Annotated in this window: 22 protein-coding genes, 4 tRNA genes and 1 pseudogene; 19 read left to right on the top strand and 8 right to left on the bottom strand. The window is 58.3% G+C overall.

What is annotated here, in order from left to right; all coding sequences use genetic code 11:
* The first annotated feature begins 45 nt into the window (after positions 1-45).
* The gene (locus POF45_RS05755) at positions 46-564 is read left to right on the top strand and encodes a cupin domain-containing protein (protein ID WP_259495070.1); all 519 of its coding nucleotides are present in this window, start codon (positions 46-48) and stop codon (positions 562-564) included.
* Positions 565-702: 138 nt separating this feature from the next.
* On the opposite strand, the gene POF45_RS05750 is transcribed toward POF45_RS05755, so the two are convergent.
* Positions 703-1,350 carry a YceH family protein gene (locus POF45_RS05750; RefSeq protein ID WP_282315298.1) on the bottom strand — a complete coding sequence of 216 codons (648 nt, stop codon included), beginning with the start codon at positions 1,348-1,350 and terminating at the stop codon, positions 703-705.
* Positions 1,351-1,487: 137 nt separating this feature from the next.
* Between POF45_RS05750 and POF45_RS05745 the strand changes: the two genes are divergently transcribed.
* On the top strand, positions 1,488-1,997 hold the full coding sequence (locus tag POF45_RS05745; RefSeq protein WP_259495066.1) for a DUF1993 domain-containing protein: 510 nt from the start codon (positions 1,488-1,490) through the stop codon (positions 1,995-1,997).
* Between the two features lie 75 nt (positions 1,998-2,072).
* Here the strand turns inward: POF45_RS05745 and sstT are convergent, their stop codons facing one another.
* On the bottom strand, positions 2,073-3,305 hold the full coding sequence (sstT, locus tag POF45_RS05740; protein WP_259495064.1) for a serine/threonine transporter SstT: 1,233 nt from the start codon (positions 3,303-3,305) through the stop codon (positions 2,073-2,075).
* Positions 3,306-3,634: 329 nt separating this feature from the next.
* Here sstT and POF45_RS05735 point away from each other — a divergent pair, with 329 nt between their 5' ends.
* Positions 3,635-4,792 (top strand): MFS transporter, encoded by a 1,158-nt coding sequence (locus POF45_RS05735; protein ID WP_259495062.1) that lies wholly within the window; start codon positions 3,635-3,637, stop codon positions 4,790-4,792.
* Here POF45_RS05735 and nhaR read toward each other — a convergent pair.
* Positions 4,787-5,687 (bottom strand): annotated as a pseudogene (gene nhaR, locus POF45_RS05730) (transcriptional activator NhaR). The gene POF45_RS05735 and the pseudogene nhaR sit on opposite strands and share 6 nt — an antisense overlap.
* Before the next feature lie 123 nt (positions 5,688-5,810).
* On the opposite strand from nhaR, the gene POF45_RS05725 reads away from it, so the two are divergent.
* Both POF45_RS05725 and POF45_RS05720 read left to right on the top strand, forming a co-directional pair.
* Positions 5,811-6,053: a hypothetical protein gene (locus POF45_RS05725; RefSeq protein WP_259495060.1), complete on the top strand. Its 243-nt coding sequence runs from the start codon at positions 5,811-5,813 to the stop codon at positions 6,051-6,053.
* Positions 6,054-6,081: 28 nt separating this feature from the next.
* Positions 6,082-6,828: a TerC family protein gene (locus tag POF45_RS05720; protein WP_282315296.1), complete on the top strand. Its 747-nt coding sequence runs from the start codon at positions 6,082-6,084 to the stop codon at positions 6,826-6,828.
* Positions 6,829-6,908: 80 nt separating this feature from the next.
* On the opposite strand, the gene POF45_RS05715 is transcribed toward POF45_RS05720, so the two are convergent.
* Positions 6,909-7,073 carry a hypothetical protein gene (locus POF45_RS05715; RefSeq protein ID WP_259495058.1) on the bottom strand — a complete coding sequence of 55 codons (165 nt, stop codon included), beginning with the start codon at positions 7,071-7,073 and terminating at the stop codon, positions 6,909-6,911.
* A 210-nt stretch (positions 7,074-7,283) separates the two neighbouring features.
* On the opposite strand from POF45_RS05715, the gene POF45_RS05710 reads away from it, so the two are divergent.
* The 3 genes from POF45_RS05710 to POF45_RS05700 all read left to right on the top strand — a co-directional run bounded on the left by POF45_RS05710 (position 7,284) and on the right by POF45_RS05700 (position 8,566).
* Entirely contained in the window at positions 7,284-7,985 is a 702-nt protein-coding gene (locus tag POF45_RS05710) for a C39 family peptidase (RefSeq protein ID WP_282315295.1), read from the top strand.
* Positions 7,986-8,074: 89 nt separating this feature from the next.
* Positions 8,075-8,278, top strand: a complete 204-nt coding sequence (locus tag POF45_RS05705; RefSeq protein ID WP_259495055.1) for a DUF6021 family protein — start codon at positions 8,075-8,077, stop codon at positions 8,276-8,278.
* A gap of 90 nt (positions 8,279-8,368) precedes the next feature.
* Positions 8,369-8,566, top strand: coding sequence for a hypothetical protein (locus POF45_RS05700; RefSeq protein ID WP_259495053.1), 198 nt, complete (start codon positions 8,369-8,371; stop codon positions 8,564-8,566).
* Between the two features lie 55 nt (positions 8,567-8,621).
* On the opposite strand, the gene pbpG is transcribed toward POF45_RS05700, so the two are convergent.
* Both pbpG and folD read right to left on the bottom strand, forming a co-directional pair.
* Complete coding sequence (pbpG, locus tag POF45_RS05695; protein WP_259495052.1) at positions 8,622-9,560, bottom strand: D-alanyl-D-alanine endopeptidase; 939 nt, start codon at positions 9,558-9,560, stop codon at positions 8,622-8,624.
* 243 nt (positions 9,561-9,803) lie between these two features.
* On the bottom strand, positions 9,804-10,658 hold the full coding sequence (gene folD / locus POF45_RS05690; RefSeq protein WP_259495051.1) for a bifunctional methylenetetrahydrofolate dehydrogenase/methenyltetrahydrofolate cyclohydrolase FolD: 855 nt from the start codon (positions 10,656-10,658) through the stop codon (positions 9,804-9,806).
* Between the two features lie 273 nt (positions 10,659-10,931).
* Here folD and POF45_RS05685 point away from each other — a divergent pair.
* The 11 genes from POF45_RS05685 (at position 10,932) to POF45_RS05635 (ending at position 21,449) form a co-directional block, all read left to right on the top strand.
* Positions 10,932-11,008, top strand: a tRNA-Arg gene (locus POF45_RS05685).
* Positions 11,009-11,040: 32 nt separating this feature from the next.
* A tRNA-His gene (locus POF45_RS05680) sits at positions 11,041-11,116 on the top strand.
* 56 nt (positions 11,117-11,172) lie between these two features.
* Positions 11,173-11,257 (top strand) — tRNA-Leu (locus POF45_RS05675).
* Positions 11,258-11,335: 78 nt separating this feature from the next.
* Positions 11,336-11,411, top strand: a tRNA-His gene (locus tag POF45_RS05670).
* A 403-nt stretch (positions 11,412-11,814) separates the two neighbouring features.
* Entirely contained in the window at positions 11,815-13,125 is a 1,311-nt protein-coding gene (gene tig, locus POF45_RS05665) for a trigger factor (protein ID WP_259495050.1), read from the top strand.
* Positions 13,126-13,218: 93 nt separating this feature from the next.
* The gene (clpP, locus tag POF45_RS05660) at positions 13,219-13,851 is read left to right on the top strand and encodes an ATP-dependent Clp endopeptidase proteolytic subunit ClpP (RefSeq protein WP_282315294.1); all 633 of its coding nucleotides are present in this window, start codon (positions 13,219-13,221) and stop codon (positions 13,849-13,851) included.
* Between the two features lie 112 nt (positions 13,852-13,963).
* Entirely contained in the window at positions 13,964-15,247 is a 1,284-nt protein-coding gene (gene clpX, locus POF45_RS05655) for an ATP-dependent Clp protease ATP-binding subunit ClpX (protein ID WP_054596541.1), read from the top strand.
* A 161-nt stretch (positions 15,248-15,408) separates the two neighbouring features.
* Entirely contained in the window at positions 15,409-17,805 is a 2,397-nt protein-coding gene (gene lon, locus POF45_RS05650) for an endopeptidase La (RefSeq protein WP_259495046.1), read from the top strand.
* Positions 17,806-17,953: 148 nt separating this feature from the next.
* Complete coding sequence (locus POF45_RS05645) at positions 17,954-18,226, top strand: HU family DNA-binding protein (protein ID WP_002552737.1); 273 nt, start codon at positions 17,954-17,956, stop codon at positions 18,224-18,226.
* Positions 18,227-18,460: 234 nt separating this feature from the next.
* Positions 18,461-20,332 carry a SurA N-terminal domain-containing protein gene (locus tag POF45_RS05640; protein WP_282315292.1) on the top strand — a complete coding sequence of 624 codons (1,872 nt, stop codon included), beginning with the start codon at positions 18,461-18,463 and terminating at the stop codon, positions 20,330-20,332.
* A gap of 250 nt (positions 20,333-20,582) precedes the next feature.
* Positions 20,583-21,449 carry a DUF2242 domain-containing protein gene (locus POF45_RS05635; RefSeq protein WP_259495043.1) on the top strand — a complete coding sequence of 289 codons (867 nt, stop codon included), beginning with the start codon at positions 20,583-20,585 and terminating at the stop codon, positions 21,447-21,449.
* Positions 21,450-21,747: 298 nt separating this feature from the next.
* Here POF45_RS05635 and POF45_RS05630 read toward each other — a convergent pair whose 3' ends face one another.
* Both POF45_RS05630 and POF45_RS05625 read right to left on the bottom strand, forming a co-directional pair.
* A complete protein-coding gene (locus POF45_RS05630; protein WP_282315291.1) occupies positions 21,748-22,788 on the bottom strand; it encodes an AraC family transcriptional regulator in 1,041 nt (346 codons plus the stop codon).
* A 3-nt stretch (positions 22,789-22,791) separates the two neighbouring features.
* Positions 22,792-23,922, bottom strand: coding sequence for a carbon-nitrogen hydrolase family protein (locus tag POF45_RS05625; protein ID WP_282315290.1), 1,131 nt, complete (start codon positions 23,920-23,922; stop codon positions 22,792-22,794).
* Positions 23,923-24,018: the final 96 nt, after the last annotated feature.

Below are 24,018 nucleotides of genomic sequence, written 5' to 3'. Positions count from 1 at the left end.
TGATCTAGGATTGTCCACACAACAAACACAATGACCGAGGTTCCCATGCATCCCGCCATTCTCAATCTGGATCAGGCCGAACTCGGCCCGTTGCCTGAGGCCTTTGCCCCCACCGGTGAGGCTGCCGGTCGCTATCAGCAGCGCATGTCCCGCATCGGCCAGCAACTGGGCGCGCAGAAGCTCGGTTATCGCTTGTACGCGCTGGAGCCGGGCATGCGTGGCAGCCCGTTTCACAGTCATCGCGTCAACGAGGAGATGTTTTACATCGTCGCCGGGGAAGGCGAGGTTCGTTTGGGTGCCGAGCGTTTTCCCATTCGTGCCGGTGACGTGATCGCCTGCCCGCCAGGTGGCCCGGAAGCGGCGCATCAGATCATCAATACCAGCAACGGCGAATTGCGTTACCTGGCGGTCAGCACCCAACAATCGCCGGAGATTTGCGAGTACCCGGATTCGGGCAAGTACGCGGTGATGGATGACTTCAAGGTGGATGCCAAGGGCAATGCCTCGGGGTTTGTGGCGGTGGCCAGGCCGGGGGACGGGGTTGATTATTGGGACGGGGAGTAGCCCCCCCAATCCTGTGATCAACACAGACCCCTGTGGGAGCGGGCTTGCCCGCGAAGGCGGCGGCACATTCAACGTTGATGTGCCTGAACGAACGCGATCGCGGGCAAGCCCGCTCCCACAGGGGCAGGTGTTACAGGGTTATTCGAGCCGTGCCAGCCGCTCTTCCAGCGCCGCAATTCGCGCTTCAAGTTCTTCGATCCGCTCCACCGAAACGCCGCTGCCGGCGCCACGCTCCACCGGGTTCTGCCGGGCTGCCAGGATCGCCTCGATGTCCGCCGGATCGCCCAGCGCGTGCATGTAGCGGTCTTCACGCTGACCGGCCTGACGCGGGATCAACAGCGCCAGCCCACGGGCAATCAGGCGCTCCAGTTGATGCACCACCTGCTCGGCGTCTTCGAACTCATGCATGCGCCCGCTGCGGGTCAGCAATTCATTGACCGTTTGCGGGCCGCGCAGAAACAGCAGCCCGGCCAGGATCACCTGCGCCGGCACCAGCTCCAGAGCCTTGTCTATCTTGTGTTCCCAGCGATCGGCACGGCTGCCCATCACCAGTTTGGTAAAACCACGCCCTTCGAGGGCGCGCAGGCTCTGGCCGACCTGGCCTTGGGTCAGGTTCATCACCGGTTCGCGGCTGGTTTTCTGATTGCACGCAATCACCAGCGCATTAAGGGTCAACGGATAGGTTTCCGGGCTGGTGGCCTGTTTCTCGATCAGCGAACCCAGAATGCGGATTTCCGTGCTGTTGAGGCGCGGTTCGTCGATGGGTGTTTCTTGCTCGGTGCTCATTCGCGCTTGTCCCTTTGCTGTCAAAGCATGCAGTCGAAGGCGCCTAGCCTAATCCTTGCCAGATAAAAGACAAGCCGCAGATGGGGCGTGCGTGGCTATAATCGACCGACGTTTCCCTGCCATCACATGAGATTGCCATGACCATTTCCCTGTACGCCGCCTCCGTTCCGGTCTTCAAACAAATGCTCGGCGCCCTGAGCGACGTTCTGAACAAGGCTGAAGCCCACGCCACCGCGAAAAACATCGACCCGAACGCATTCCTGCAAGCCCGTCTGTACCCGGATATGTTCCCGCTGGTGCGTCAGGTGCAGATCGCCGTCGATTTTGCCAAGGGCGTTTCCTCGCGTCTGGCCGAGATCGAAGTGCCGAAGTACGAAGACACTGAAACCACTTTCGCCGAGCTGCAAGCGCTGCTGAGCAAGGTCCTGGCGTTCATCGGCGAGATCAAGCCTGAACAGATCGACGGCAAGGAAGGCATCGAAATCGTCACCCGTCCGGGCACGCCGAAAGAGAAGCGCTTCACCGGCCAGGCTTACCTGCTGAGCTACGGTCTGCCGCAGTTCTTCTTCCACGTCACCACCACCTATGCACTGCTGCGTCACAACGGTGTTGAAGTGGGCAAGCGCGATTACATGGGCGCGTTCTAAACCCCGCCTGCAAAAAAGCCCGCCAAGGTTCGCGCCTTGGCGGGCTTTTTTGTATCAATGAAAAGTCAAAGATCGCTATGCCAGACGCTGCGCTTTCTCGTCTTCACCCAGGCAAGCAGCAGCGGTGAACAGCACGTCGGTGGAGGAGTTCAGCGCGGTTTCCGCCGAGTCCTGCAACACGCCGATGATGAAACCGACCGCGACCACCTGCATGGCGATTTCGCTTGGAATGCCGAACAGGCTGCACGCCAGTGGAATCAGCAGCAGCGAACCACCGGCCACACCCGAAGCGCCACAGGCGCAGATCGCTGCAACCACGCTGAGCAGAATCGCGGTCGCAATGTCCACGGCGATGCCCAATGTGTGCACGGCAGCCAGGCTCAGTACGGTAATGGTGATCGCCGCACCGGCCATGTTGATGGTGGCACCGAGCGGAATCGACACCGAGTATGTGTCTTCATGCAGCCCCAGGCGCTTGCTCAATTCCAGGTTGACCGGAATATTCGCCGCCGAACTGCGGGTGAAAAACGCGGTAATGCCGCTTTCGCGCAAGCACATCAGTACCAGCGGGTACGGGTTGCGCCGCAACTTCCAGAACACGATGGCCGGGTTCATCACCAGCGCCACGAACAACATGCAGCCCAGCAGCACGGCCAACAGGTGCAGGTAGCCGATCAAGGCGCCGAACCCCGAGGTGGCCAGCGTTGAAGCCACCAGACCGAAAATCCCCAGCGGCGCGAAACGAATCACCAGGCGCACGATGACGGTCACACCGTTTGACAGGTCGCCCAGCACTTCGCGGGTGGTGTCGCCAGCATGGCGAATGGCAACGCCCATGCCGATGGCCCACGCCAGGATGCCGATGAAATTGGCGTTCATCAGGGCGCTGACCGGGTTGTCCACCACGCTCAGCAACAGGCTTTGCAACACTTCGCTGATCCCGCCCGGTGCGGTCACGGCAACATCATGGGTACTCAGCACCAGGTGCGACGGAAACAACATGCTGGCGACCACCGCCACCACGGCGGCGGCAAAAGTGCCCAGCAAGTACAGAAACAGAATCGGCTTGATGTGGGTTTCCTGGCCGTGCTTGTGGTTGGCAATGGATGCCATCACCAATACGAACACCAGAATTGGTGCGACCGCTTTCAGGGCCGCGACAAAGACTTTGCCGATAAACCCGGTGGACTTCGCCACTTCAGGCGCGAACAGGGCCAGGGCAATACCGGCAATCAGGCCGATGATGATCTGCGTGACCAGGCTGGTGCGTTTCAGGCGTAGTAACAGGGAAGGGGATGCAGCGCTCATAACGGTATCTCTGATTTTTTTAATTGCGCGGTTTCATGCAGCAAAAAAGCGGGCAGGCCACAGGCTGGAACCGAAGGGATCGTGCGACATCAATGCCAGAAACTGGCCGATGAACAGGGTGTACGAATTGCAGGGCGCGGACTTTATCACAGGGTCGTCTCGATCCTTCAGACCTGTGACGATCTGCCACCCAAGTGTTTCAACGTATTTAGGCAGGTTCGTGCAACCCGCCCCGGAAACACTCTGTTAAGATTCACCATCCTCATTTTCAAATCTCGCCGGTGGGCCTTCGGGCAAGCACTGGTGTCGTCGTTTTTCTGGAGTTCTGCATGCTGTTGCCCATTCTTCTGTTGTCGGCTGCCGGTTTCACGGTGCTGACCACGGAATTCATCATCGTCGGTCTGTTGCCGGCGATTGCTCGCGACCTTGAAGTCACGATCCCTCAGGCGGGACTGTTGGTGACGTTGTTCGCCTTCACTGTCGCCGCGTTCGGTCCATTCCTTACCGCGTACTTCGCGCGGTTCGAGCGGCGCAAGCTGTTTATCAGCGTGCTGATCATGTTCGGCGTGGCCAATACCGTTGCCGCCTTTGCGCCGAACATCTGGGTGATGGCCGCCGCCCGCTTGCTGCCGGCGCTGGGTTTGCCGGTGTTCTGGGCGTTGGCCAGTGAAACCGCAGTCGATATTGTCGGCCCGCAGTACGCCGGACGCGCCATCGCCAAGATCGGCTTCGGCATCGTTTGTGCCACGGTGTTCGGCATTCCGGTGGGCACGCTGATTTCCGACGCATTTGGCTGGCGCACTGCCTTCGGCATTCTGGCGGTGATCGCGTTTGCCAAGGCCTTACTGCTGTTTATCTACCTGCCGAAAACCAGCCTGCACCAGCATCAGGTGAGTTTCCGTTCGCAGTTCAAGATCCTGCGCAGCCCACTGATGGTGGGTCACGTACTGCTGTCGATCCTGGTGTTTAGCGGCATGTTTACCGCGTACACCTATCTGGCAGACATCCTTGAGCGCCTGGCCGGTTTCAACGGCACGGTGGTCGGCTGGTGCCTGATGGGCTTCGGCGCAGTGGGCCTGATCGGTAACTCGCTGGGCGGTCGTGCGGTGGATCGCCATCCGCTGGTTGCGTCGATGATGTTCTGTGCGTTCATGATCGCCGGCATGGTGGCGCTGGTGCCGAACATCCATTCGCCACTCGGGCTGGCAGCCGCTCTGGGCATCTGGGGTGTGACGCAGGCGGCATTGTTCCTGGTCAGTCATGTGCGGTTGATGAAGGCAGCCCCCGAAGCACCGGCCTTTGCCGCATCGCTGAACATCGCCGGGGCCAACCTCGGCATCGGTCTGGGCGCCATGATCGGCGGCCGGGTCATCGATTCGGTGGGCCTGGGCGGTCTGGGTTTTGCCGCTGCGGCGTTCATTCTGGCGTCGATTCTGCTGGCCATTGCGCTGATGACCTTCAAACCTCGCGAAGTCTGCGCCTCATAACGCGGTAAAGAGTTCCCGGCGGGCACCTTCGGTAATGGCGACAATGCCGGGGTGCTTGACCTTGCGCTCCACTGAAATGGCATAGAACGACTCGGTCACCGCGTCGGTCTGGCCAATCAGCTCCACGCCGTATTGGCGTTTCACTTCTTCGGCAATCACGCTCGGGCCGATGAAGATCCCGCTGCCGGACTGGCCGAAGGCCTGCATCAACGCGCTGTCGTCAAACTCACCGACTATCCGTGGCTGAATCTGCTGCTCGGCAAACCAACGCTGCAAACGACTGCGGACCACGGTTTCCGGCCCGGGAATCAGCAACGGTGCGCCGTTCAGGCTGCGCGGGAAATCCTGACCGTACTGCGCTGCCAGCGCGGCGGTCGCAAAAAAAACTGATGCCGCATTCGCCGAGTTTCTGGCTGTAGCCCTTGATGTCCAGGTGCGACGGCATCGGGCTGTCGGAAATCACCAGGTCCAGGCGCTGGATTGCCAGGTCGGCGAGCAGGCGTTCCAGTTTGTCTTCGCGGCAGGTGATGCGCAGCGGCTCGCTCAGCTCCATGGTCGGCGCGATCAGTCGATAAACGATGGACTTGGGCACCACGTCCGCCACCCCCACCCGGAACAGAATCTGCTGTTCATTGGGTTGCGCCCGCAGCATCAGTTCCAGTTCGCCCCCCAGCTGAAACATTTGCTCGGCATAAGGCAGGGTCTGACGCCCGGCTTCAGTGAGTTCCAGCTGCCGGCCTACGCGTCGGAATAATTCAATGCCATAGGTGTGCTCCAGCAGGGAGATTTGCCCGCTGATGGTCTGTGGCGTCAGGTTCAGTTGCTCGCACGCACGCACGATGCTGCCGGTCTTGGCCACGACCCAGAAGTAGTGCAGTTGTCGATAATTCAGCATAACGGTCTACAGTTCGTAAAAACCGAAGTATATACGCTAAAAATACGAATTTTCCTGAAGTGTTTGCCTCTCTAGAATGCGTCCCATCGACGGGGTACCGTCTGTTCTATTGAGGAATGCACGATGAAGTTCATGGCACCGGCAATTGTGATCACGTCTTTACTGGTATTGGCCGGTTGCGACCAGGCTGAAAAGAGCGCTCAGCAACTGATGGGCAAGGCGGCAGAAACCGCCAAGCAGGCCATCGATGACACCCACAAGGCTGCCGAAGCGGCCATCAGCGACGCCACCGGCGGCCTGATCAGCAAGAAAGAGCAGCCAGCTGAAGACAAAGAGACAAAACAATCTTCGTCCCAGGATATCTAAATCGCCTTAAACGAGTCAGGACTGACCCATGGATTACCTTTTACAACTTGCTGCAAGCCCCACTGCCTGGGTCGCCCTGGCCACGCTGGTGGTCATGGAAATCGTGCTCGGCATCGATAACCTGATCTTCATCTCGATCCTGACCAACAAGCTGCCACCGGAACATCGGCAGAAAGCGCGGCGCATCGGTATCGGCATGGCGTTGATTCTGCGACTGGCGCTGCTGAGCACCGTCGCGTTCATCGTCCAGTTGACGGCGCCGGTGATCGAGATTCTCGGCCACGCGTTCTCCTGGAAGGACATGATCCTGATTGCCGGTGGCCTGTTCCTGTTGTGGAAGGCGACTACCGAAATCCATCACAGCATGGACCCGGCGCCGCAGGATCCGAAGTCGGCAACATCGAGCGTGACCCTGGGTTTTGCCGCGGCAATCGGTCAGATCCTGATGCTGGACATGGTGTTTTCCATCGACAGCATCATCACCGCTGTCGGCATGACCGAGCATTTGCCGATCATGATCATCGCGGTGGTGGTGTCGGTACTGGTGATGTTGCTGGCGGCTGATCCGTTGGCCAAGTTCATCAACGACAACCCGACGGTGGTGATGCTGGCCCTGGGCTTCCTGATCATGATCGGCATGACGCTGATCGCAGAAGGCTTCGGCGCTCATGTGCCGAAGGGCTATGTGTATGCCGCCATGGCGTTCTCGGCTGCGATCGAGGTGTTGAACATGCTGTCGCGCCGGGCCCGGCAGAAGCGCTCCACTGAAGCCTGATCAGCGTTAAAAGAAACGGCCGCCTGCACTCGCGAGAGTCCAGGCGGCCTTTTTTTTGGATACGGCGTGCAAGGATCGGGTCAGTGCGCTGTTGCGGGTTGAACAGCTGTCTTGTCGGTTTTGACCGCTGGCTTCGATTCAACCGGAGGGTGACGGCGGCTCACGCGCAGCACCCCCCATAACATGGCGGCGGCCACGGCCAGCCAGCCGATAATCAGCATTGCGACGGTCATTGTCAGGCTCATCAGTGCCTCCTCTTTGCCCTGCTGCGGGCGCACTCTTGTGACAGGCATGTTCTTTACACCTGACAGTCTAGTTGTCGCTGTGTTTCAGGCTATTGACCAAAGGTCGCCTGTGACCAACCAGTTCGCTCTATCGAATGCAAACAACTGCCGGTTAAGGCTATACCGCTGCCGTGCGCCGTCCTATGATCGACAGCCACAGCCGGGCGCACGATGACCTGGCGACTGAACAAGAGAGTGACGATGGTGCGGGTATTTCCTCGAATTCGAACGGCGGTGTTGGTGATCGGCTGTGTGGCCGCATTGGCGGGTTGCGCGGGCAGCGTGGCACCTGAGATCAAGCGCTTGCCGGAGCGCGTGGAACTCAGCGGTACGTTCTATCGTGGTGATGCCAATGAAAGTGGCCCCCAGGTGCTGGCCAGCATGTTGTCGCAGCAAGGCATCGTGATCACGCCGGGGCTGCTCAACAAGCCGTTGCATTTGCCGGGCGCCGAGGCGCAGTTGCAACAGAACATGCAAAACCTGGCGCGTGAGTACGCGATGGTGGTTTATCCCCTCGACAGCAATCTGCCTGCGCTGTTGACGCAAGTGGCCGCCGGCTACCCGGTGATGGTGCGCTTTACCGAAGGTTCGGCGTTTTGGGCCGGCCCGCGCTACGCGATTCTCGCCGGTTACAATCGGCAGAAGCAGACGGTATTGCTGCGAGCAGGGATGAATCGACGCCTGTTGATGAAGTTCAGCGCCTTTGAGTCGGCGTTCAAGGATGCCGGCGGCTGGGCGGTATTGATCCAGAAGCCGGAGCAGATTCCGGCCCAGGTCGATCAGCAGCGCTGGCTCAAGGCCGCCAGCGAGCTGGGGCAGGCCGGTGAAGAACAGGCGGCAGCGCGGGCGGTCAAGGCGCTGAAGGCCCAGTAATCCGTTCGTCATTTGGCGGGCACCACCGCGTGTTACTGACCTCTGAGGGATAAGGCCCGGGTATTCCGGGCCCTGACCAGGAGGTATCTATGGCTGATTCCACGACTCCCGCCGGCCCGCATTCGTCAGAACATTCGTCTGGCGATGAACTGGGTTTCGACCCCGATTCGCCGGACGTTGCCGACCCTCAGGTTGACCCCGTCGGCCCGGCCAAGGCGCCGAAAGATGTGAAGCCGGGGCAGGGCAAGACCCCGGCTAAACCCTATGACCCGCTCGCCGATCTCAAGCCCTGAGGCCGTTCGTCAACCCGACCGCACCTCGCTGAACAGCTGACTTCCAACGGTTATGGCCCGGCGATATCGGGCCCTATGAGCGAGGTGCATATGGCTACCGATTCGAGTTTCAACGACGAGCACCCGGACAGCGTCCCCACAACGCCTGATTCGGATAATCCGGCCATGGATCCGGACAGCCCGCTGAGGGATCCACTGGCCCGGCCCAATGTGGTGACCCCGGAGCATGAGCCGAGCGCGGGTGATGGCATTCCGGATGATGACCAGATGCCACTGCCCAATGATTAGGCCGGACATGAAAAAGCCCTGAATGCTCAGGGCTTTTTCGTGTGCGCAGTGCTGATTATTTCGACGCTTCGACCACGCCACTCTGGCGGTGCTTGAGGTTCTTCTCGGCTTTGTACTGCAGCGCTACCGCTGGCACATTGGTGCTTCGGCCGGTCTCGACCCAGCTACGAATCCGGCTGGCATCGGCGAAGTGGGTGAACTTGCCGAAGGCATCGAGAATCACCAGCGCCACCGGGCGATTGCCCATGGTGGTTACCAGCACCAGGCAGTGACCGGCCTGGTTGGTAAAGCCGGTCTTGGTGATTTTGATGTCCCAGTTGGCCTTGTTGATCAGGTGATCGGTGTTATGGAAACCCAGGGTGTAGTTGGGTTTGCGGAACGAGACGGTTTTTTCCTTGGTGGTGCTCAACTGGCTCAGCATCGGGTATTTGCGTGCCGCGATCAGCAGTTTGCTCAGGTCACGGGCGGTGGACACGTTATGGATGGAAAGGCCCGTCGGTTCCACGTAATGGGTGCTGGTCATGCCCAGCGCCTTGGCTTTGGCGTTCATGGCCGCGATGAACGCGACATAACCGCCCGGATAATGGTGGGCAAGCGTCGCTGCAGCGCGATTTTCCGATGACATCAAGGCAATCAGCAGCATTTCCCGGCGCGGCAACTCACTGCCCAGCTTGACTCGGGAGAACACGCCTTTCATTTCCGGGGTATCGGCGATGTTGACGGCGATGTACTCATCCATGTTCTGCTTGGCATCGAGTACCACCAGGCCAGTCATCAGTTTACTGACGGAGGCAATCGGCACGACCACGTCCGGGTTGCTGGAATAGATGACTTTGTTGGTCTGCAAATCCAGCAGCAAGGCACTGCCGGAAGCGATCTTGAGTTGTGAGGAATCCCGTGGAGCAGCGGTGGTTTCAGCGGCGTTGACCGCTGGCGTGATGAAAGTGCCTGTAAATGCAAAAAATAGGCTGATGATCGAAAGACGAATTTTCACGCGGGCGAACTCATTAAAGTTGGATATGCCGTTTTTTGTAACGGGCTATTTCATTAGAACAGCGCATTTTAAGAGTATGTGCCAGGAATACGCTAGGCGCCTGTTTTACAGGGCCTTTAGATGAAAAAAGTTTAATCTTCGCAGTAGGGATCGGCCAATGATTGCGGGCGCCGGGACTCTTTGTCGATGGCACAAAAAAGCCCCGCAAATGGCGGGGCTTCGTTGTGAGGCGTGCTGGCGAACTCAGCTATGCAGGGTTTCGGCAGCGTAGAGCGTGTTTTCCAGCAGGCAGGCGCGGGTCATAGGGCCAACGCCGCCCGGCACCGGGGTAATCCAGCCAGCGCGGGGCAGGGCGGTTTCATAAACCACATCGCCGACCAGCTTGCCGTCTTCCTGGCGGTTGATACCGACATCGATGACGATCGCACCTTCCTTGATCCACTCGCCTTTGACCAGGCCCGGCTTGCCGGCGGCCACGACCACCAGATCGGCGCGGCCGACATGACCGGCCAGATCCTTGGTGAAGCGGTGGGTGACGGTCACGGTGCAACCGGCCAGCAGCAATTCCATCGCCATCGGGCGGCCAACAATGTTGGAGGCGCCGACCACGACTGCATCCATCCCGTAGAGATCGACGCCGGTGCTTTCCAGCAGCGCCATGATCCCTTTGGGTGTGCAGGGGCGCAGCAGCGGAATGCGCTGGGCCAGACGGCCGACGTTATAAGGATGGAAGCCGTCCACGTCTTTGTCCGGGCGAATGCGTTCCAGCAACTTGGACGAATCCAGGTGCTCAGGTAAAGGCAGTTGAAGCAGAACGCCGTCGATGGCCGGGTCGTCATTAAGACGATCGATCAGGTCGGTCAATGCTTCTTGGGTGGTTTCGGAAGGCAGGTCGTAGGCCTGGGACAGGAACCCGACCTCTTCACAGTCTTTACGCTTGTGCGAGACATAAACCTGAGAGGCAGGATCGCTGCCGACCAGGATCACCGCGAGGCCCGGGGTGCGCAGGCCTTGCTGGCGACGCTCGGCAACTCGTTTGGCGATCTGCTGGCGCAGGCTGGCGGCGATCGATTTGCCGTCGATTAGTTGTGCAGTCATTGCGCGTGATTAACCGTCGAGAGGGGAAAAAAAGAGAACGCATTCTCGCATGTCGTGAGGTGAGGGCAAAGGCGCTTGGTCTGCAAATTCCCCTAACCCCTTTAATTAAATGAATTTTTTTCAAAAAGGATTTGACGACCCTCAGGGGGCTCTATACTATTCGTCGCACTTGTCGGGCACAGCCTAGCACTGGTTAAGAAGGTCGAGCGGAATCACAGTTCTGCGAGACTGAAAAGCTTTAGTTTGTAGTCTTCAAGAGTGCAGATTAATAAGGCGCCCGTAGCTCAGCTGGATAGAGCATCCGCCTTCTAAGCGGATGGTCGCAGGTTCGAGTCCTGCCGGGTGCGCCATTAGGCAGCTTTGGCACAAGTAGCGCAATATGGTGGGCGTAGCTCAGTTGGTAGAGCACGGGATTGTGACTCCCGTTGTCGAGGGTTCGATCCCCTTCGTCCACCCCATATTTCGAAAGGCGCCAGATTAACAGTCTGGCGCCTTTGCTTTAACAGCTTCAACCGCGGATGTGGTGGAATTGGTAGACACACTGGATTTAGGTTCCAGCGCCGCGAGGCGTAAGAGTTCGAGTCTCTTCATCCGCACCAAATAAAGCTTCAGTCGGGCCGGTTGGCTTGGATGGGGCTCAACAAAGAGGTTGTTTGGCTTCTTTGTTACGCAATATGGTGGGCGTAGCTCAGTTGGTAGAGCACGGGATTGTGACTCCCGTTGTCGAGGGTTCGATCCCCTTCGTCCACCCCATATTTCGAAAGGCGCCAGATTTAACAGTCTGGCGCCTTTTTTGTTTTAGCGGTTTGAGTGTTCGGCGGCTGCAGGTTCTGGGTCGCAGGGGCAGGGCGCTTTGTCGTATTTTTGTTTCTCGATGATGCCGCGCTGCCCGCCGGCCTTGTTCGCAAGATCGGCTGTCAGGGAGATGACGGACAACCTCTTCTATAATAAGAAGGGTTGGCGCAGAGCCCTGGCGTGATTGGCTGTATTTGCCATCGGGGCGAGGTGCATTCGTGCATTCGCACCTATAAATTTGCCTGCTGCTTTTTTACCCGTTTTCAGTAGGGTGACTTCTTGAGTTTGACCCACTAGAATGCATGCCCTTGATTCTGGGGTCGGAAACGGCCGGCTAACGTCTGTGCAACGAGGAATATCCATGCAAGTTTCTGTTGAAAATACTTCTGCTCTTGAGCGCCGCATGAGCATCACCGTGCCGGCTGAGCGCATCGAGACTCAGGTCAACAAGCGTCTGCAGCAGACCGCCCAAAAGGCCAAGATTGCTGGCTTCCGTCCAGGCAAAGTGCCAATGAGCGAAATCAAGCGCCGTTTCGGTGCTGATGCGCGCCAGGAAGCTGTTGGTGACGTGATCCAGTCCTCCTTCTACGAAGCGGTCGTTGAGCAGAAGCTGAACCCGGCTGGCGCTCCTTCGATCGAGCCTAAATCGATGGAAGCGGGCAAGGACCTGGAATACGTCGCCATTTTCGAAGTGTTCCCTGAGTTCACCGTTGCCGGTTTCGACGGTATCACCGTAGAGCGCCTGAGCGCTGACGTGGCTGACGCCGATCTGGACAAAATGCTGGAAGTCCTGCGCAAGCAGAACACCCGTTTTGAAGTGGCCGATCGCGCTGCCCAGAACGAAGACCAGCTGAACATCGATTTCGTTGGCAAGGTTGACGGTGAAGTGTTCGCTGGCGGTTCCGCCAAGGGCACCCAGCTGGTATTGGGCTCGGGTCGCATGATCCCTGGTTTCGAAGACGGTCTGGTTGGCGCTAAAGCCGGCGAAGAGCGCGTTCTGAACCTGACCTTCCCTGAGGACTATCAGAACCTGGACCTGGCCGGCAAAACCGCCGAGTTCACCGTGACGGTAAACACTGTTTCCGAGCCAAAACTGCCAGAGCTGACCGAAGAATTCTTCGCTCAATTCGGCATCAAGGAAACTGGCCTGGAAGGCTTCCGTACCGAAGTTCGCAAGAACATGGAGCGCGAGCTGCGTCAGGCCATCAAGTCCAAGGTCAAGAATCAGGTAATGGACGGTCTGCTGGCCACCAACCCGATCGAAGTGCCAAAGGCGCTGCTGTCCAACGAAGTTGACCGTCTGCGTGTGCAGGCTGTTCAGCAGTTCGGCGGCAACATCAAGCCTGATCAACTGCCGGCCGAGCTGTTCGAAGAGCAAGCCAAGCGCCGCGTTGTGCTGGGTCTGATCGTGGCTGAAGTGGTCAAGCAATTCGACCTCAAGCCTGACGAAGCCCGCGTTCGTGAAATGATTCAGGAAATGGCTTCGGCCTATCAGGAACCTGAGCAGGTTGTGTCCTGGTACTACAAGAACGAGCAACAACTGAACGAAGTCCGTTCGGTTGTGCTGGAAGAACAAGTTGTGGATACTGTTCTGCAGAAGGCTAGCGTGACCGATAAATCGGTCTCTTACGAAGAAGCAGTCAAGCCGGTAGAAGCACCACAAGCCGACTGATCGTTTTTGCGGTAAGAAATACACACCATAAGCCAGCCTTCGTGCTGGCTTATGCGTATTCAAGACTTAACTATTTGGGAGTGACTGCGAGACATGTCCCGCAATTCTTATTATCAGAGCTCTGACATCCAGGCCGCAGGCGGCCTGGTCCCGATGGTTGTCGAGCAGTCCGCTCGTGGCGAGCGCGCCTACGATATCTACTCGCGTCTTCTCAAAGAGCGAGTGATCTTTCTGGTTGGTCCGGTAGAGGACTACATGGCCAACCTGATCTGTGCGCAGTTGCTCTTCCTTGAAGCGGAAAACCCGGACAAGGACATCCATCTTTATATCAACTCGCCGGGCGGTTCGGTGACGGCGGGCATGTCGATCTACGACACCATGCAGTTCATCAAGCCGAACGTCTCGACTACCTGCATTGGTCAGGCGTGCAGCATGGGGGCATTCCTGCTGACAGCGGGTGCTCCAGGCAAGCGTTTCTGCCTGCCGAACTCGCGTGTGATGATTCACCAGCCATTGGGCGGTTTCCAGGGTCAGGCGTCGGATATCGAAATCCACGCCAAGGAAATCCTCTTCATTCGTGAGCGTCTCAACACGCTGATGGCCCAGCACAGCGGGCACACGCTTGAAGAAATCGAGCGCGATACCAACCGCGATAACTTCATGAGTGCAGAAGCCGCGCGCGAGTATGGGCTGATCGATGAAGTGATCGACAAGCGCCCTGCTTAAAATAAGCAGCTCAAAATAAGGTGGGTCGGCAGTTCCGATCACCAGCGGGCTTGAAAAAGCCCGCAATAGCCTTCATCTTGTGTTGCAAGCCTATCGGATTTGGATCGAACGAATGACTGACACCCGCAACGGCGAGGACAACGGCAAGCTGCTCTATTGCTCCTTCTGTGGCAAAAGCCAGCATGAAGTGCGCAAATTGATTGCCGGCCCCTCGGTCTTTATCTGCGACGAGTGCGTCGACCTGTGCAATGACATCATCCGTGAGGAGGTGCAGGAAGCACAGGCCGAAAGCAGCGCGCATAAATTGCCTTCGCCTAAAGAAATCAGCGGCATCCTTGATCAGTATGTGATTGGTCAGGAGCGTGCGAAAAAGGTTTTGGCCGTAGCGGTGTACAACCACTACAAGCGTCTGAACCAGCGTGACAAGAAGAATGACGACGTCGAACTTGGCAAGAGCAACATCTTGCTGATCGGCCCGACAGGCTCGGGTAAAACCCTGCTTGCCGAAACACTGGCCCGCTTGCTGAACGTTCCGTTCACTATCGCCGATGCAACCACCCTCACCGAGGCTGGTTACGTGGGTGAAGATGTCGAGAACATCATTCAGAAGTTGCTGCAGAAGTGCGATTACGACGTGGAAAAAGCCCAGATGGGCATTGTCTACATCGATGAGATCGACAAGATCTCGCGCAAGTCTGACAACCCGTCGATCACCCGGGACGTTTCCGGTGAAGGCGTGCAGCAGGCCCTGCTCAAGTTGATCGAAGGTACGGTCGCTTCCGTTCCGCCGCAAGGTGGTCGCAAGCATCCGCAGCAGGAATTCCTTCAGGTCGACACCCGTAACATCCTGTTCATCTGCGGTGGTGCGTTTTCCGGTCTGGAAAAGGTTATTCAAAACCGTTCCACCCGTGGCGGCATCGGCTTCAATGCAGAAGTGCGCAGCAAGGAAGAAGGCAAGAAGGTCGGTGAATCCCTGCGTGAAGTCGAGCCTGACGATCTGGTCAAGTTCGGTCTGATCCCTGAATTCGTTGGTCGTCTGCCGGTCCTCGCCACGCTGGACGAGCTTGATGAAGCTGCTCTGATGCAGATTCTCACCGAGCCGAAAAATGCGCTGACCAAACAGTACGCCAAGCTGTTCGAGATGGAAGGCGTGGACCTGGAATTCCGGGCCGACGCACTGAAATCGGTCGCAAAACGTGCACTGGAACGTAAAACCGGTGCCCGTGGTCTGCGCTCGATTCTCGAAGGTGTGTTGCTCGACACGATGTACGAGATCCCCTCGCAGTCCGAGGTGAGTAAAGTCGTGATCGATGAAAGCGTTATCGAAGGCAAGTCCAAGCCACTGTATATCTACGAAAACAGTGAGCCGGCTGCCAAGGCGGCGCCAGACGCTTAAGCGTTGCACTGCTGGAATAAAGAAGGGGCCTTCGGGCCCCTTTTCTTTTAACGCGTTTTAACCGACTCATTGCGCTTGTTTTTTTTGAAAGCAGCCCCCATCTTGGTTTCAAGCTTACTTCCATCTGTTTACGGCCTTATGGCCGCCGTAGAGGCGAAATCATGAAGACAACCATCGAATTGCCTCTCCTGCCATTGCGTGATGTTGTGGTTTATCCGCACATGGTTATCCCGCTGTTCGTGGGGCGCGAGAAATCCATCGAAGCTCTCGAAGCAGCGATGACGGGCGACAAGCAGATCCTTCTGCTGGCCCAGAGAAACCCTGCTGACGACGATCCCGGCGAAGACGCACTCTATCGCGTTGGCACCATCGCGACCGTTCTGCAGCTGCTCAAGCTGCCTGACGGCACGGTCAAGGTTCTGGTCGAGGGCGAGCAGCGGGGCGCCGTGGAGCGCTTCAGCGAAGTGGACGGCCATTGCCGTGCCGAAGTCTCGCTGATCGACGAAGTCGACGCACCTGAGCGTGAGTCGGAAGTGTTTGTGCGCAGCCTGCTGGCGCAGTTCGAACAATATGTCCAGCTGGGCAAGAAAGTCCCGGCTGAAGTCCTGTCTTCCCTCAACAGCATCGATGAGCCTGGCCGTCTGGTAGACACCATGGCCGCGCACATGGCGTTGAAGATCGAGCAGAAGCAGGAAATCCTCGAAATCATCGATTTGTCGGCCCGGGTCGAGCACGTTCTGGCGTTGCTGGATGCCGAGATCGATCTGCTGCAAGTCGAAAAACGCATTCGCGGTCGTGTCAAAAAGCAAATGGAGCGCAGTCAGCGCGAGTACTACCTGAATGAGCAGATGAAGGCCATTCAGAAAGAACTCGGCGACAGCGACGAAGGCCATAACGAAATCGAAGAGCTGAAAAAGCGCATCGATGCCGCCGGCCTGCCAAAAGACGCACTGACCAAGGCCACCGCCGAGCTGAACAAGCTCAAGCAAATGTCACCGATGTCGGCTGAAGCCACCGTGGTGCGCTCCTACATCGACTGGCTGGTGCAGGTGCCGTGGAAGGCACAGAGCAAGGTGCGTCTGGACCTTGCCCGTGCCGAAGACATTCTCGACGCCGACCACTATGGTCTGGAAGAGGTCAAGGAACGCATCCTCGAATACCTCGCCGTGCAAAAGCGCGTGAAGAAGATTCGTGGTCCGGTGTTGTGCCTGGTCGGTCCTCCAGGGGTGGGTAAAACTTCCCTGGCGGAATCGATTGCCCACGCGACCAACCGTAAATTCGTGCGCATGGCTCTCGGTGGTGTGCGTGACGAGGCGGAAATTCGTGGCCATCGCCGCACTTATATCGGTTCGATGCCAGGAAGATTGATTCAAAAGATGACAAAGGTGGGTGTGCGCAACCCGCTGTTCCTGCTCGATGAAATCGACAAGATGGGCAGCGACATGCGTGGCGATCCGGCGTCGGCATTGCTGGAAGTACTCGACCCCGAGCAGAACCACAATTTCAACGATCACTATCTGGAGGTCGACTACGACCTGTCGGATGTGATGTTCCTCTGCACCTCGAACTCGATGAATATTCCGCCGGCGCTGCTGGACCGGATGGAAGTGATTCGTCTGCCGGGTTACACCGAAGACGAGAAGATCAACATCGCGGTCAAGTACCTTTCGCCCAAGCAGATTACTGCAAACGGCCTGAAGAAAGGCGAGCTGGAATTCGACGCCGAAGCGATCCGCGACATCATCCGCTACTACACCCGCGAAGCCGGTGTGCGGGGGCTGGAGCGCCAGATTGCCAAGGTTTGCCGCAAGGCCGTCAAAGAACATGCGCTGGAAAAACGCTTCTCGGTGAAGGTCACTGCGGAGCTGCTGGAGCACTTCCTGGGCGTGCGTAAATTCCGCTACGGCCTGGCCGAACAGCAAGATCAGATCGGCCAGGTGACCGGCCTGGCGTGGACGCAGGTGGGTGGCGAACTGCTGACCATCGAAGCCGCTGTCGTACCGGGCAAGGGTCAGTTGATCAAGACTGGCTCACTGGGCGACGTCATGGTCGAATCGATCACCGCCGCCCTGACCGTGGTCCGTAGTCGTGCGAAGAGCCTGGGGATTGCTGTGGACTTCCACGAGAAGCGCGACACGCACATCCATATGCCGGAAGGGGCGACCCCCAAGGACGGCCCTAGCGCCGGTGTAGGCATGTGCACGGCCCTGGTGTCGGCATTGACCGGTATTCCTGTACGCGCAGACGTCGCCATGACCGGCGAAATCACCCTGCGTGGCCAGGTATTGGCCATCGGTGGCTTGAAGGAAAAACTGCTCGCTGCTCACCGTGGCGGGATCAAGACCGTGATCATTCCTGAAGAGAACGTACGCGATCTGAAGGAAATTCCTGACAACATCAAGCAGGATCTGCAGATTAAACCGGTTAAATGGATTGACGAGGTCCTGCAAATTGCGCTGCAATACGCGCCGGAGCCCTTGCCGGATGTGGCTCCGGAGATTGTTGCAAAGGATGAAAAACGCGAGTCTGACTCTAAGGAAAGAATTAGCACGCATTAGTACGCATTTGCCTGGGGGGCTTCCTTGACAGCTTTTTAGAGCCCTTGTTATAAAGCGGCTCTTAAGTGTCTGTAGGCCATTCAGCACTCGTTTTTGCTTTCACCAAAAAACTTAGAATCATACTCAAATAGATATAAGGGGACTTAGAGTGAACAAGTCGGAACTGATTGATGCTATCGCTGCATCCGCTGATATCCCGAAAGCTGCTGCTGGCCGTGCGCTGGACGCTGTAATCGAATCCGTCACTGGCGCTCTCAAGGCTGGCGACTCCGTAGTTCTGGTGGGTTTCGGTACGTTCTCCGTGACCGATCGTCCTGCTCGCATCGGTCGTAACCCACAGACCGGTAAGACGCTGGAAATCGCTGCAGCCAAAAAACCAGGTTTCAAAGCCGGTAAAGCACTGAAAGAAGCTGTCAACTAAGTTTGATTCAGGTTTTTGCCTATCCGGGTCGGGGTCATGCCTGACCTGGCAGCGGAGCGGTAGTCCAGTCGGCAAGTTGCCGAGCCGAGACGCCGAGGCTCGCGAGTTCGAGCCTTCGGTCCGCTCCGCCAGTTACGAGAAGGCGCATCCTCGGATGCGCCTTTCTTCTATCCGGATTCTACCCACGCTCCACGGTTGCCTAATTTTTGAAGTTCAACCGTTTCTGGGGGACGCATGCTGCAGAATATCAGGGACAATTCACAAGGCTGGATTGCCAAGACCATTATCGGGGTCATCGTTGCACTGATGGCTTTGACCGGTTTCGACGCCATTTTCAAGGCCACCACGCACAGCAATGATGCGGCCAAGGTCAACGGCGAAGAAATCAGCCAGAACGAGCTGAGCCAGGCGGTCGACATGCAACGTCGTCAGCTGATGCAACAGCTGGGCAAGGATTTCGATGCTTCCTTGCTGGATGAAAAAATGCTGCGCGACTCGGCCCTCAAAGGCCTGATCGATCGCAAGCTGCTGCTGCAAGGCGCAGAAAAATCGAAATTCGCTTTCTCCGAAGCTGCTTTGGACCAGGTGATCCTGCAAACGCCAGAGTTCCAGCTGGACGGCCAGTTCAGTCCCGAGCGTTTTGACCAGGTGATCCGTCAACTGGGCTATAGCCGTCTGCAGTTCCGTCAGATGCTGACCCAGGAAATGCTGATCGGTCAGCTGCGCGCTGGCCTGGCTGGCAGTGGTTTCGTGACCGATGCACAGGTACTGGCATTCGCCCGTCTGGAAAAGCAGACCCGTGATTTCGCCACCCTCAATGTCAAGGCCGACCCGGCGGGTGTGAAGCTGACCGACGATGAGGTCAAGGCCTACTACGACGAACACGCCAAGGAATTCATGACGCCGGATCAGGTGATCATCGATTACCTGGAATTGAAGAAGTCTTCCTTCTTCGATCAGGTCGCCGTCAAGGACGAAGACCTGCAAGCGGCGTATCAGAAAGAAACCGCCAACCTGTCCGAACAACGTCGGGCGGCGCACATTCTGATCGAAGTGAACGACAAGGTGACCGAGGCGCAAGCCAAGGCCAAGATTGAAGAAATCCAGGCGCGCCTGGCCAAAGGCGAGAAGTTCGAAGCCCTGGCCAAGGAGTTCTCCCAGGATCCGGGTTCTGCCAACAATGGCGGTGACTTGGGTTACGCAGGGCCTGGCGTCTACGATCCGGCTTTCGAAAAAGCCCTGTACTCGCTGGCCAAGGATCAGGTATCCGAGCCGGTTCGTACCGACTTCGGCTTCCACCTGATCAAGTTGTTGGGTGTTGAAGCGCCAGACGTACCGACGTTTGCCAGCCTGAAAGACAAGCTGACCCGCGAGCTGAAAACCCAGCAGGTTGAGCAACGTTTTGTCGAGACGACCAAGCAACTGGAAGACTCGGCGTTTGAAGCGTCCGATCTCGCTCAGCCGGCTCAAGACCTGAAACTGACTGTTCACACCTCCAAGCCGTTTGGCCGTGAAGGTGGCGAAGGTGTTGCGGCCAACCGTGCCGTGGTTACCGCTGCGTTCAGTCAGGAAGTACTGGATGAGGGTGCCAACAGCACCGCCATCGAGCTGGATCCGGAAACCGTGATCGTGTTGCGCGCCAAGGAACACCTCAAGCCTGCACAGCTGCCGCTGGAAAGCGTCGCCGCCGCCATCCGTACGCAATTGGCCAAGGAGCACGCAAGCGCTGCCGCCAAGACCAAGGCTGACGAGTTGATCGCCAACCTGCGTGATGGCAAGACGCCGCTGGACCAGGCCATCAATGGTCAGGGCTGGAAAGTCATTGCAGCAGCCACTCGCGCTCAGGAAGGGGTTGACCCGACTGTGCTGCAAGCGCTGTTCCGTATGCCCAAGCCTGCCGCCAAGGACAAGCCGACTTTCAGCAGCGTGACCCTGGCCGATGGTAGCCTGGTGATCGTGCGCCTGAACGGTGTGAACGAAGCCGCTGCGCCGACCGATGAAGAGAAGGCTCAATACCGCCGCTTCCTCGCTTCGCGCATTGGCCAGCAAGACTTTGCGGCCTACCGCAAGCAGCTGGAAAGCGAAGCAGACATCAAGCGTTACTAATGCCTGACTGAGCTGCCCGCTACACAAAGACCCTGGCCCAAAGGCCGGGGTTTTTTGTGGGTGAAGCCTTAAGGGTGAGAAGCGGCGGATTTGAAAGATCTTTTGATTTTTGTCTCTCGGCAACAGTGTGTGACATTTCCCGTCTGTGACGGTCAATACACCTGTAACTGTTTTAAGACACCATTCGATGCGCCGCTAAGCATCGATCTGTTGCACAATACGCCCCGGACTGTTTTCCTCAGGATGCTCAATGTTTAAATCATTTCCCATGCGTGTTGTCGGGATGGCTGTGGTGTTGGTCGCTGCTGCCGGCTGCTCGTCGAAAAAAGCCGCCATCTACGAGCATGAGAACTTCGACGATTCCGGGACATTTTCGCGCAACTACCCGGTAACCGATGCGCAGACCTGCGAAGCCGCTCGTCGCGCCTTGCTCAGTCAGGGTTACATCATCACCAGCAGTGACCCGAAACTGGTCAGCGGGCACAAGAGCTTCCAGCAGACCGGCGAGACCCACATGGAGATCAGCTTCAGTGTGGTGTGTGCCGATGATGGCAGCGAAGGGCACCACGCGACCATGTTCGCCAACGCCTTGCAGGACCAGTACGCGCTGAAGAAGACCAACAACTCCGCCAGCCTCGGTGTGGGCGTGTTGGGCTCGGTGTCGATGCCAATCGGCTCCTCCGACGACTCGATGGTCAAGATCGCCAGCGAAACCGTGTCCTCGGCCAAGTTCTACGAACGTTTCTTTACGCTGGTTGAGTTGTTCCTGCCGCCGGAAGCGAAGAAAAAGGCACATATCGCCGAGAAGCCGAAAACCGATCTGGGTGTGCCTGAGGCCAAGGCCGCACCGACAGCTGCTCCGACGCCAGCGCCGATCGTCGTGCCAACGCCGGCTCCAGCAGCCGAGCCTGCACCAGCACCAGCACCAGCACCAGCAGCTCCAGCGCCTGTCGAGGCCGCTCCTGCATCCGAGCCGGTAGCGCCACCACCGGAGGCGGCACCCATTACGCCAAGCGCGCCTGCAGTGCCTGTTGAAGAACATGTAACGCCGCCTCCGGCCAGCACATTACCCGCACCGACCGAGCCAATTCCCGCGATGCCGGGCAACAGTCAGTAAGATCGATCGTCACGGGGTTGGTTGGGTCCAGATCAACCCCGTAACGCTACGCAATAAATTCCCCCGGTAAATCCCACACCCTCTGCTACGTTTGATCAATGAAGGCTGCGCTTCATTTTTCCTTCACACGGGCACTTTATGCTCAAGGCACGGGTCAGTTGTTCAGACCTTTTTATGAATGGCTGATGAGCAGCAGGGGAGTTACACAATGGACGATTATCAAGAAGAGTTGCTCGAATTCCAGGCGTTCGAACTGGACCCGCTGGAACCGGCCGAAGACGCTACCGAGCTGTAGGCGTCAGGCGGATTGGCGATGACTGCGGCGAAACTCGCCGGGTGTCTGGCCATTCCAGCGTTTAAAGGCCCGTTGAAACGCTTCGGCTGAGGCAAACCCCAGCAGGTAGGCTATTTCACCGAAGGCCAGTTCCGTGTCGCGGATGTAGGTCATGGCCAGGTCGCGGCGGGTGTCATTGAGGATCGCGCGGTATTGCGTGCCTTCCTCGGCGAGTTTGCGACGCAAGGTCCAGGTGGGCAGCTTCAGGCGTGCCGCCACTTCTTCCAGGTCGGGTTCCCGACCACCATTGAGCAACGGCCCCAGTAGCTGAGTGATGCGTTCACGCAAGCTGCGGGTGCGTGTCAGTTGCTCCAGTTCCCGTTCACACAGTTGCAGCAGGTGCCGCCAGGTGCTGGGGCAGTGCTGCGGGTTGCGTTGCGCAAGGCTGCTCAGGCTCAGGCGCAGTTGATTGTGCTCGGCGCCGAACTGGATCGGGCAATCGCCCAGCACGTCATAGGCGTCTCGATAATCCGGTGCATCGAATTCGATCTCGATGCGTTCGGCCCTTAGTGGGGCAGGGCTCAGACTCGATAACTGCTGTAGCCAGCCGGCAATGATCGAGTCCACGACAAAGCGGTTGTAGGCGTTGTACGGGCTGATGGAATAGAAGCGCAGCCAGGCGCCCTGAGCGTCTTCGTGGAAGCTCGACTGGCCTCGATAGTTCGAACCGTACAGGGCTTCGAAGCGGATCAGGCAACGCGCCGCTTCACGCACCGTGGGTGCCTGGGCGGCGGTGACGCCGGCCAGACCCGCTTGGCTCAGGCGACTGAGCTGGCCCATGCGCAGGCCCAGTGCCGGGTCGCCCGTGAGTTGAATCGCGCCATGTCCCAGGCGCATGTACCGCGGGATCGACAACCGCGCACCGGCCTCGCCAAGGCGCGCCGCATCGAGACCGTACTGCTCCAGCAGTGGCTGCGGATCGACGCGATGGCTGCGCACCGCATCGGCCAGGCTATGCACAAAGCCCACCGACAGATCCCCGAGGCGCATCGGAAGCGGTTTCATGGTTTACAGCCAGAGGTTCAGCAAGCGGGCGCCACGGTCATTGCCGTCGGCGGCGTGCTGGCCGTTGCTGCTGAGAAAACTGTGGCCGGCACTGCCCTGGTCCCAGAACTGCCCGCGCAGGAACACGCTGACGCCGGCGACAGCACGGCTGCTGGGGGGCTGGGCGGTCAGCGTCAGCCGATGCCAGGCGTCGCCTTCGCTGATTTCACCTGGCTTGAGGCTGATGGAGCTTGGCGTCGAAAGGCCTTTATAGCCACCCCAAGGCTTGTCCCACGTGCCGTGCCCGACAATGTACGCCGGCACCGCCACCAGTTGCGCGCCTTGGGCGTCGAGTTTGCGGTAATTGTCCGGGTACCAGCTGTCACTGCCGATCAGGATGCCCAGGCGTCCGGCAGGGGTGTCGATGACGTTGATGGTTTGTTCGGTGTTGGCGGCCAGGGTGTCCTGGTCATTGAAGATCGGGTGCATCTGCCGCTGCGGCTGACCGATAGGCACGCCATCGCGGTCGAACACCACGCTGCTGTTGAACAGTGCGCCATGGCCAATTTTCAGTTGTCCATCACGGATGCTCGGCTCGGGCAGCACGATGGAGCCGGCCACCAGCGTCACATGGAATTCTTTCGCCAAACCGCCGAACAACGCCTGGTAATCCTTGGCCATGCTTTTGGCTTTCATGCGCAGGTGCGCATCGTCCAGACGACTCTCGCCCTTGGCGCTGATCAGGGCACGAATAAACTGCACCGGGTTGCTCGCCGCCAGCCAGTTCATGGCTTCTTGCAGTGTGCTCGCCTGATACAGCTCGTCTTTTTCCCCACTGACCATCAGCCAGGTGCCGACATGCTCGGGCAGCACGACGATGGTTTTGTCGTTCAGCAGGCCCTGGTCCTGGGCTTTTTGCAGGTAGGCCGCCAATTTGCGGTGCAAGCGCTCAGGGCTTTGATAGTCCGTGGGGAACAGCTCGGGTTGAATGCCCAGCAGGTTGCCGCGATCGGCAGGTGTGCCCTGATCGACCGCCAGGCTGATGCGCAGGTCCGACAGGTAATGACCCGCAGGACGGTCCGCGGCCCACATGGCGTAGGTCGTGAGGGCGGCGACAAGCGCCATGGAGAAGGTCAGGTACAGAAGTTTGCGCATGGGAAAGCAGTCAACGGCCGTGTGCAGGATTCGCCGACTAGGGTAGGGCCCACGCCCGCGCTTGCCAAGGGGCGCTGCGCATTTTGATCATTAAGT

The sequence above is a fragment of the Pseudomonas fungipugnans genome, from assembly GCF_029955235.1.
GTDB lineage: Bacteria > Pseudomonadota > Gammaproteobacteria > Pseudomonadales > Pseudomonadaceae > Aquipseudomonas > Aquipseudomonas fungipugnans.
The sequence above is the reverse complement of the archived record's forward strand: the minus strand, read 5'-3'. Positions and strand labels throughout refer to the sequence as shown.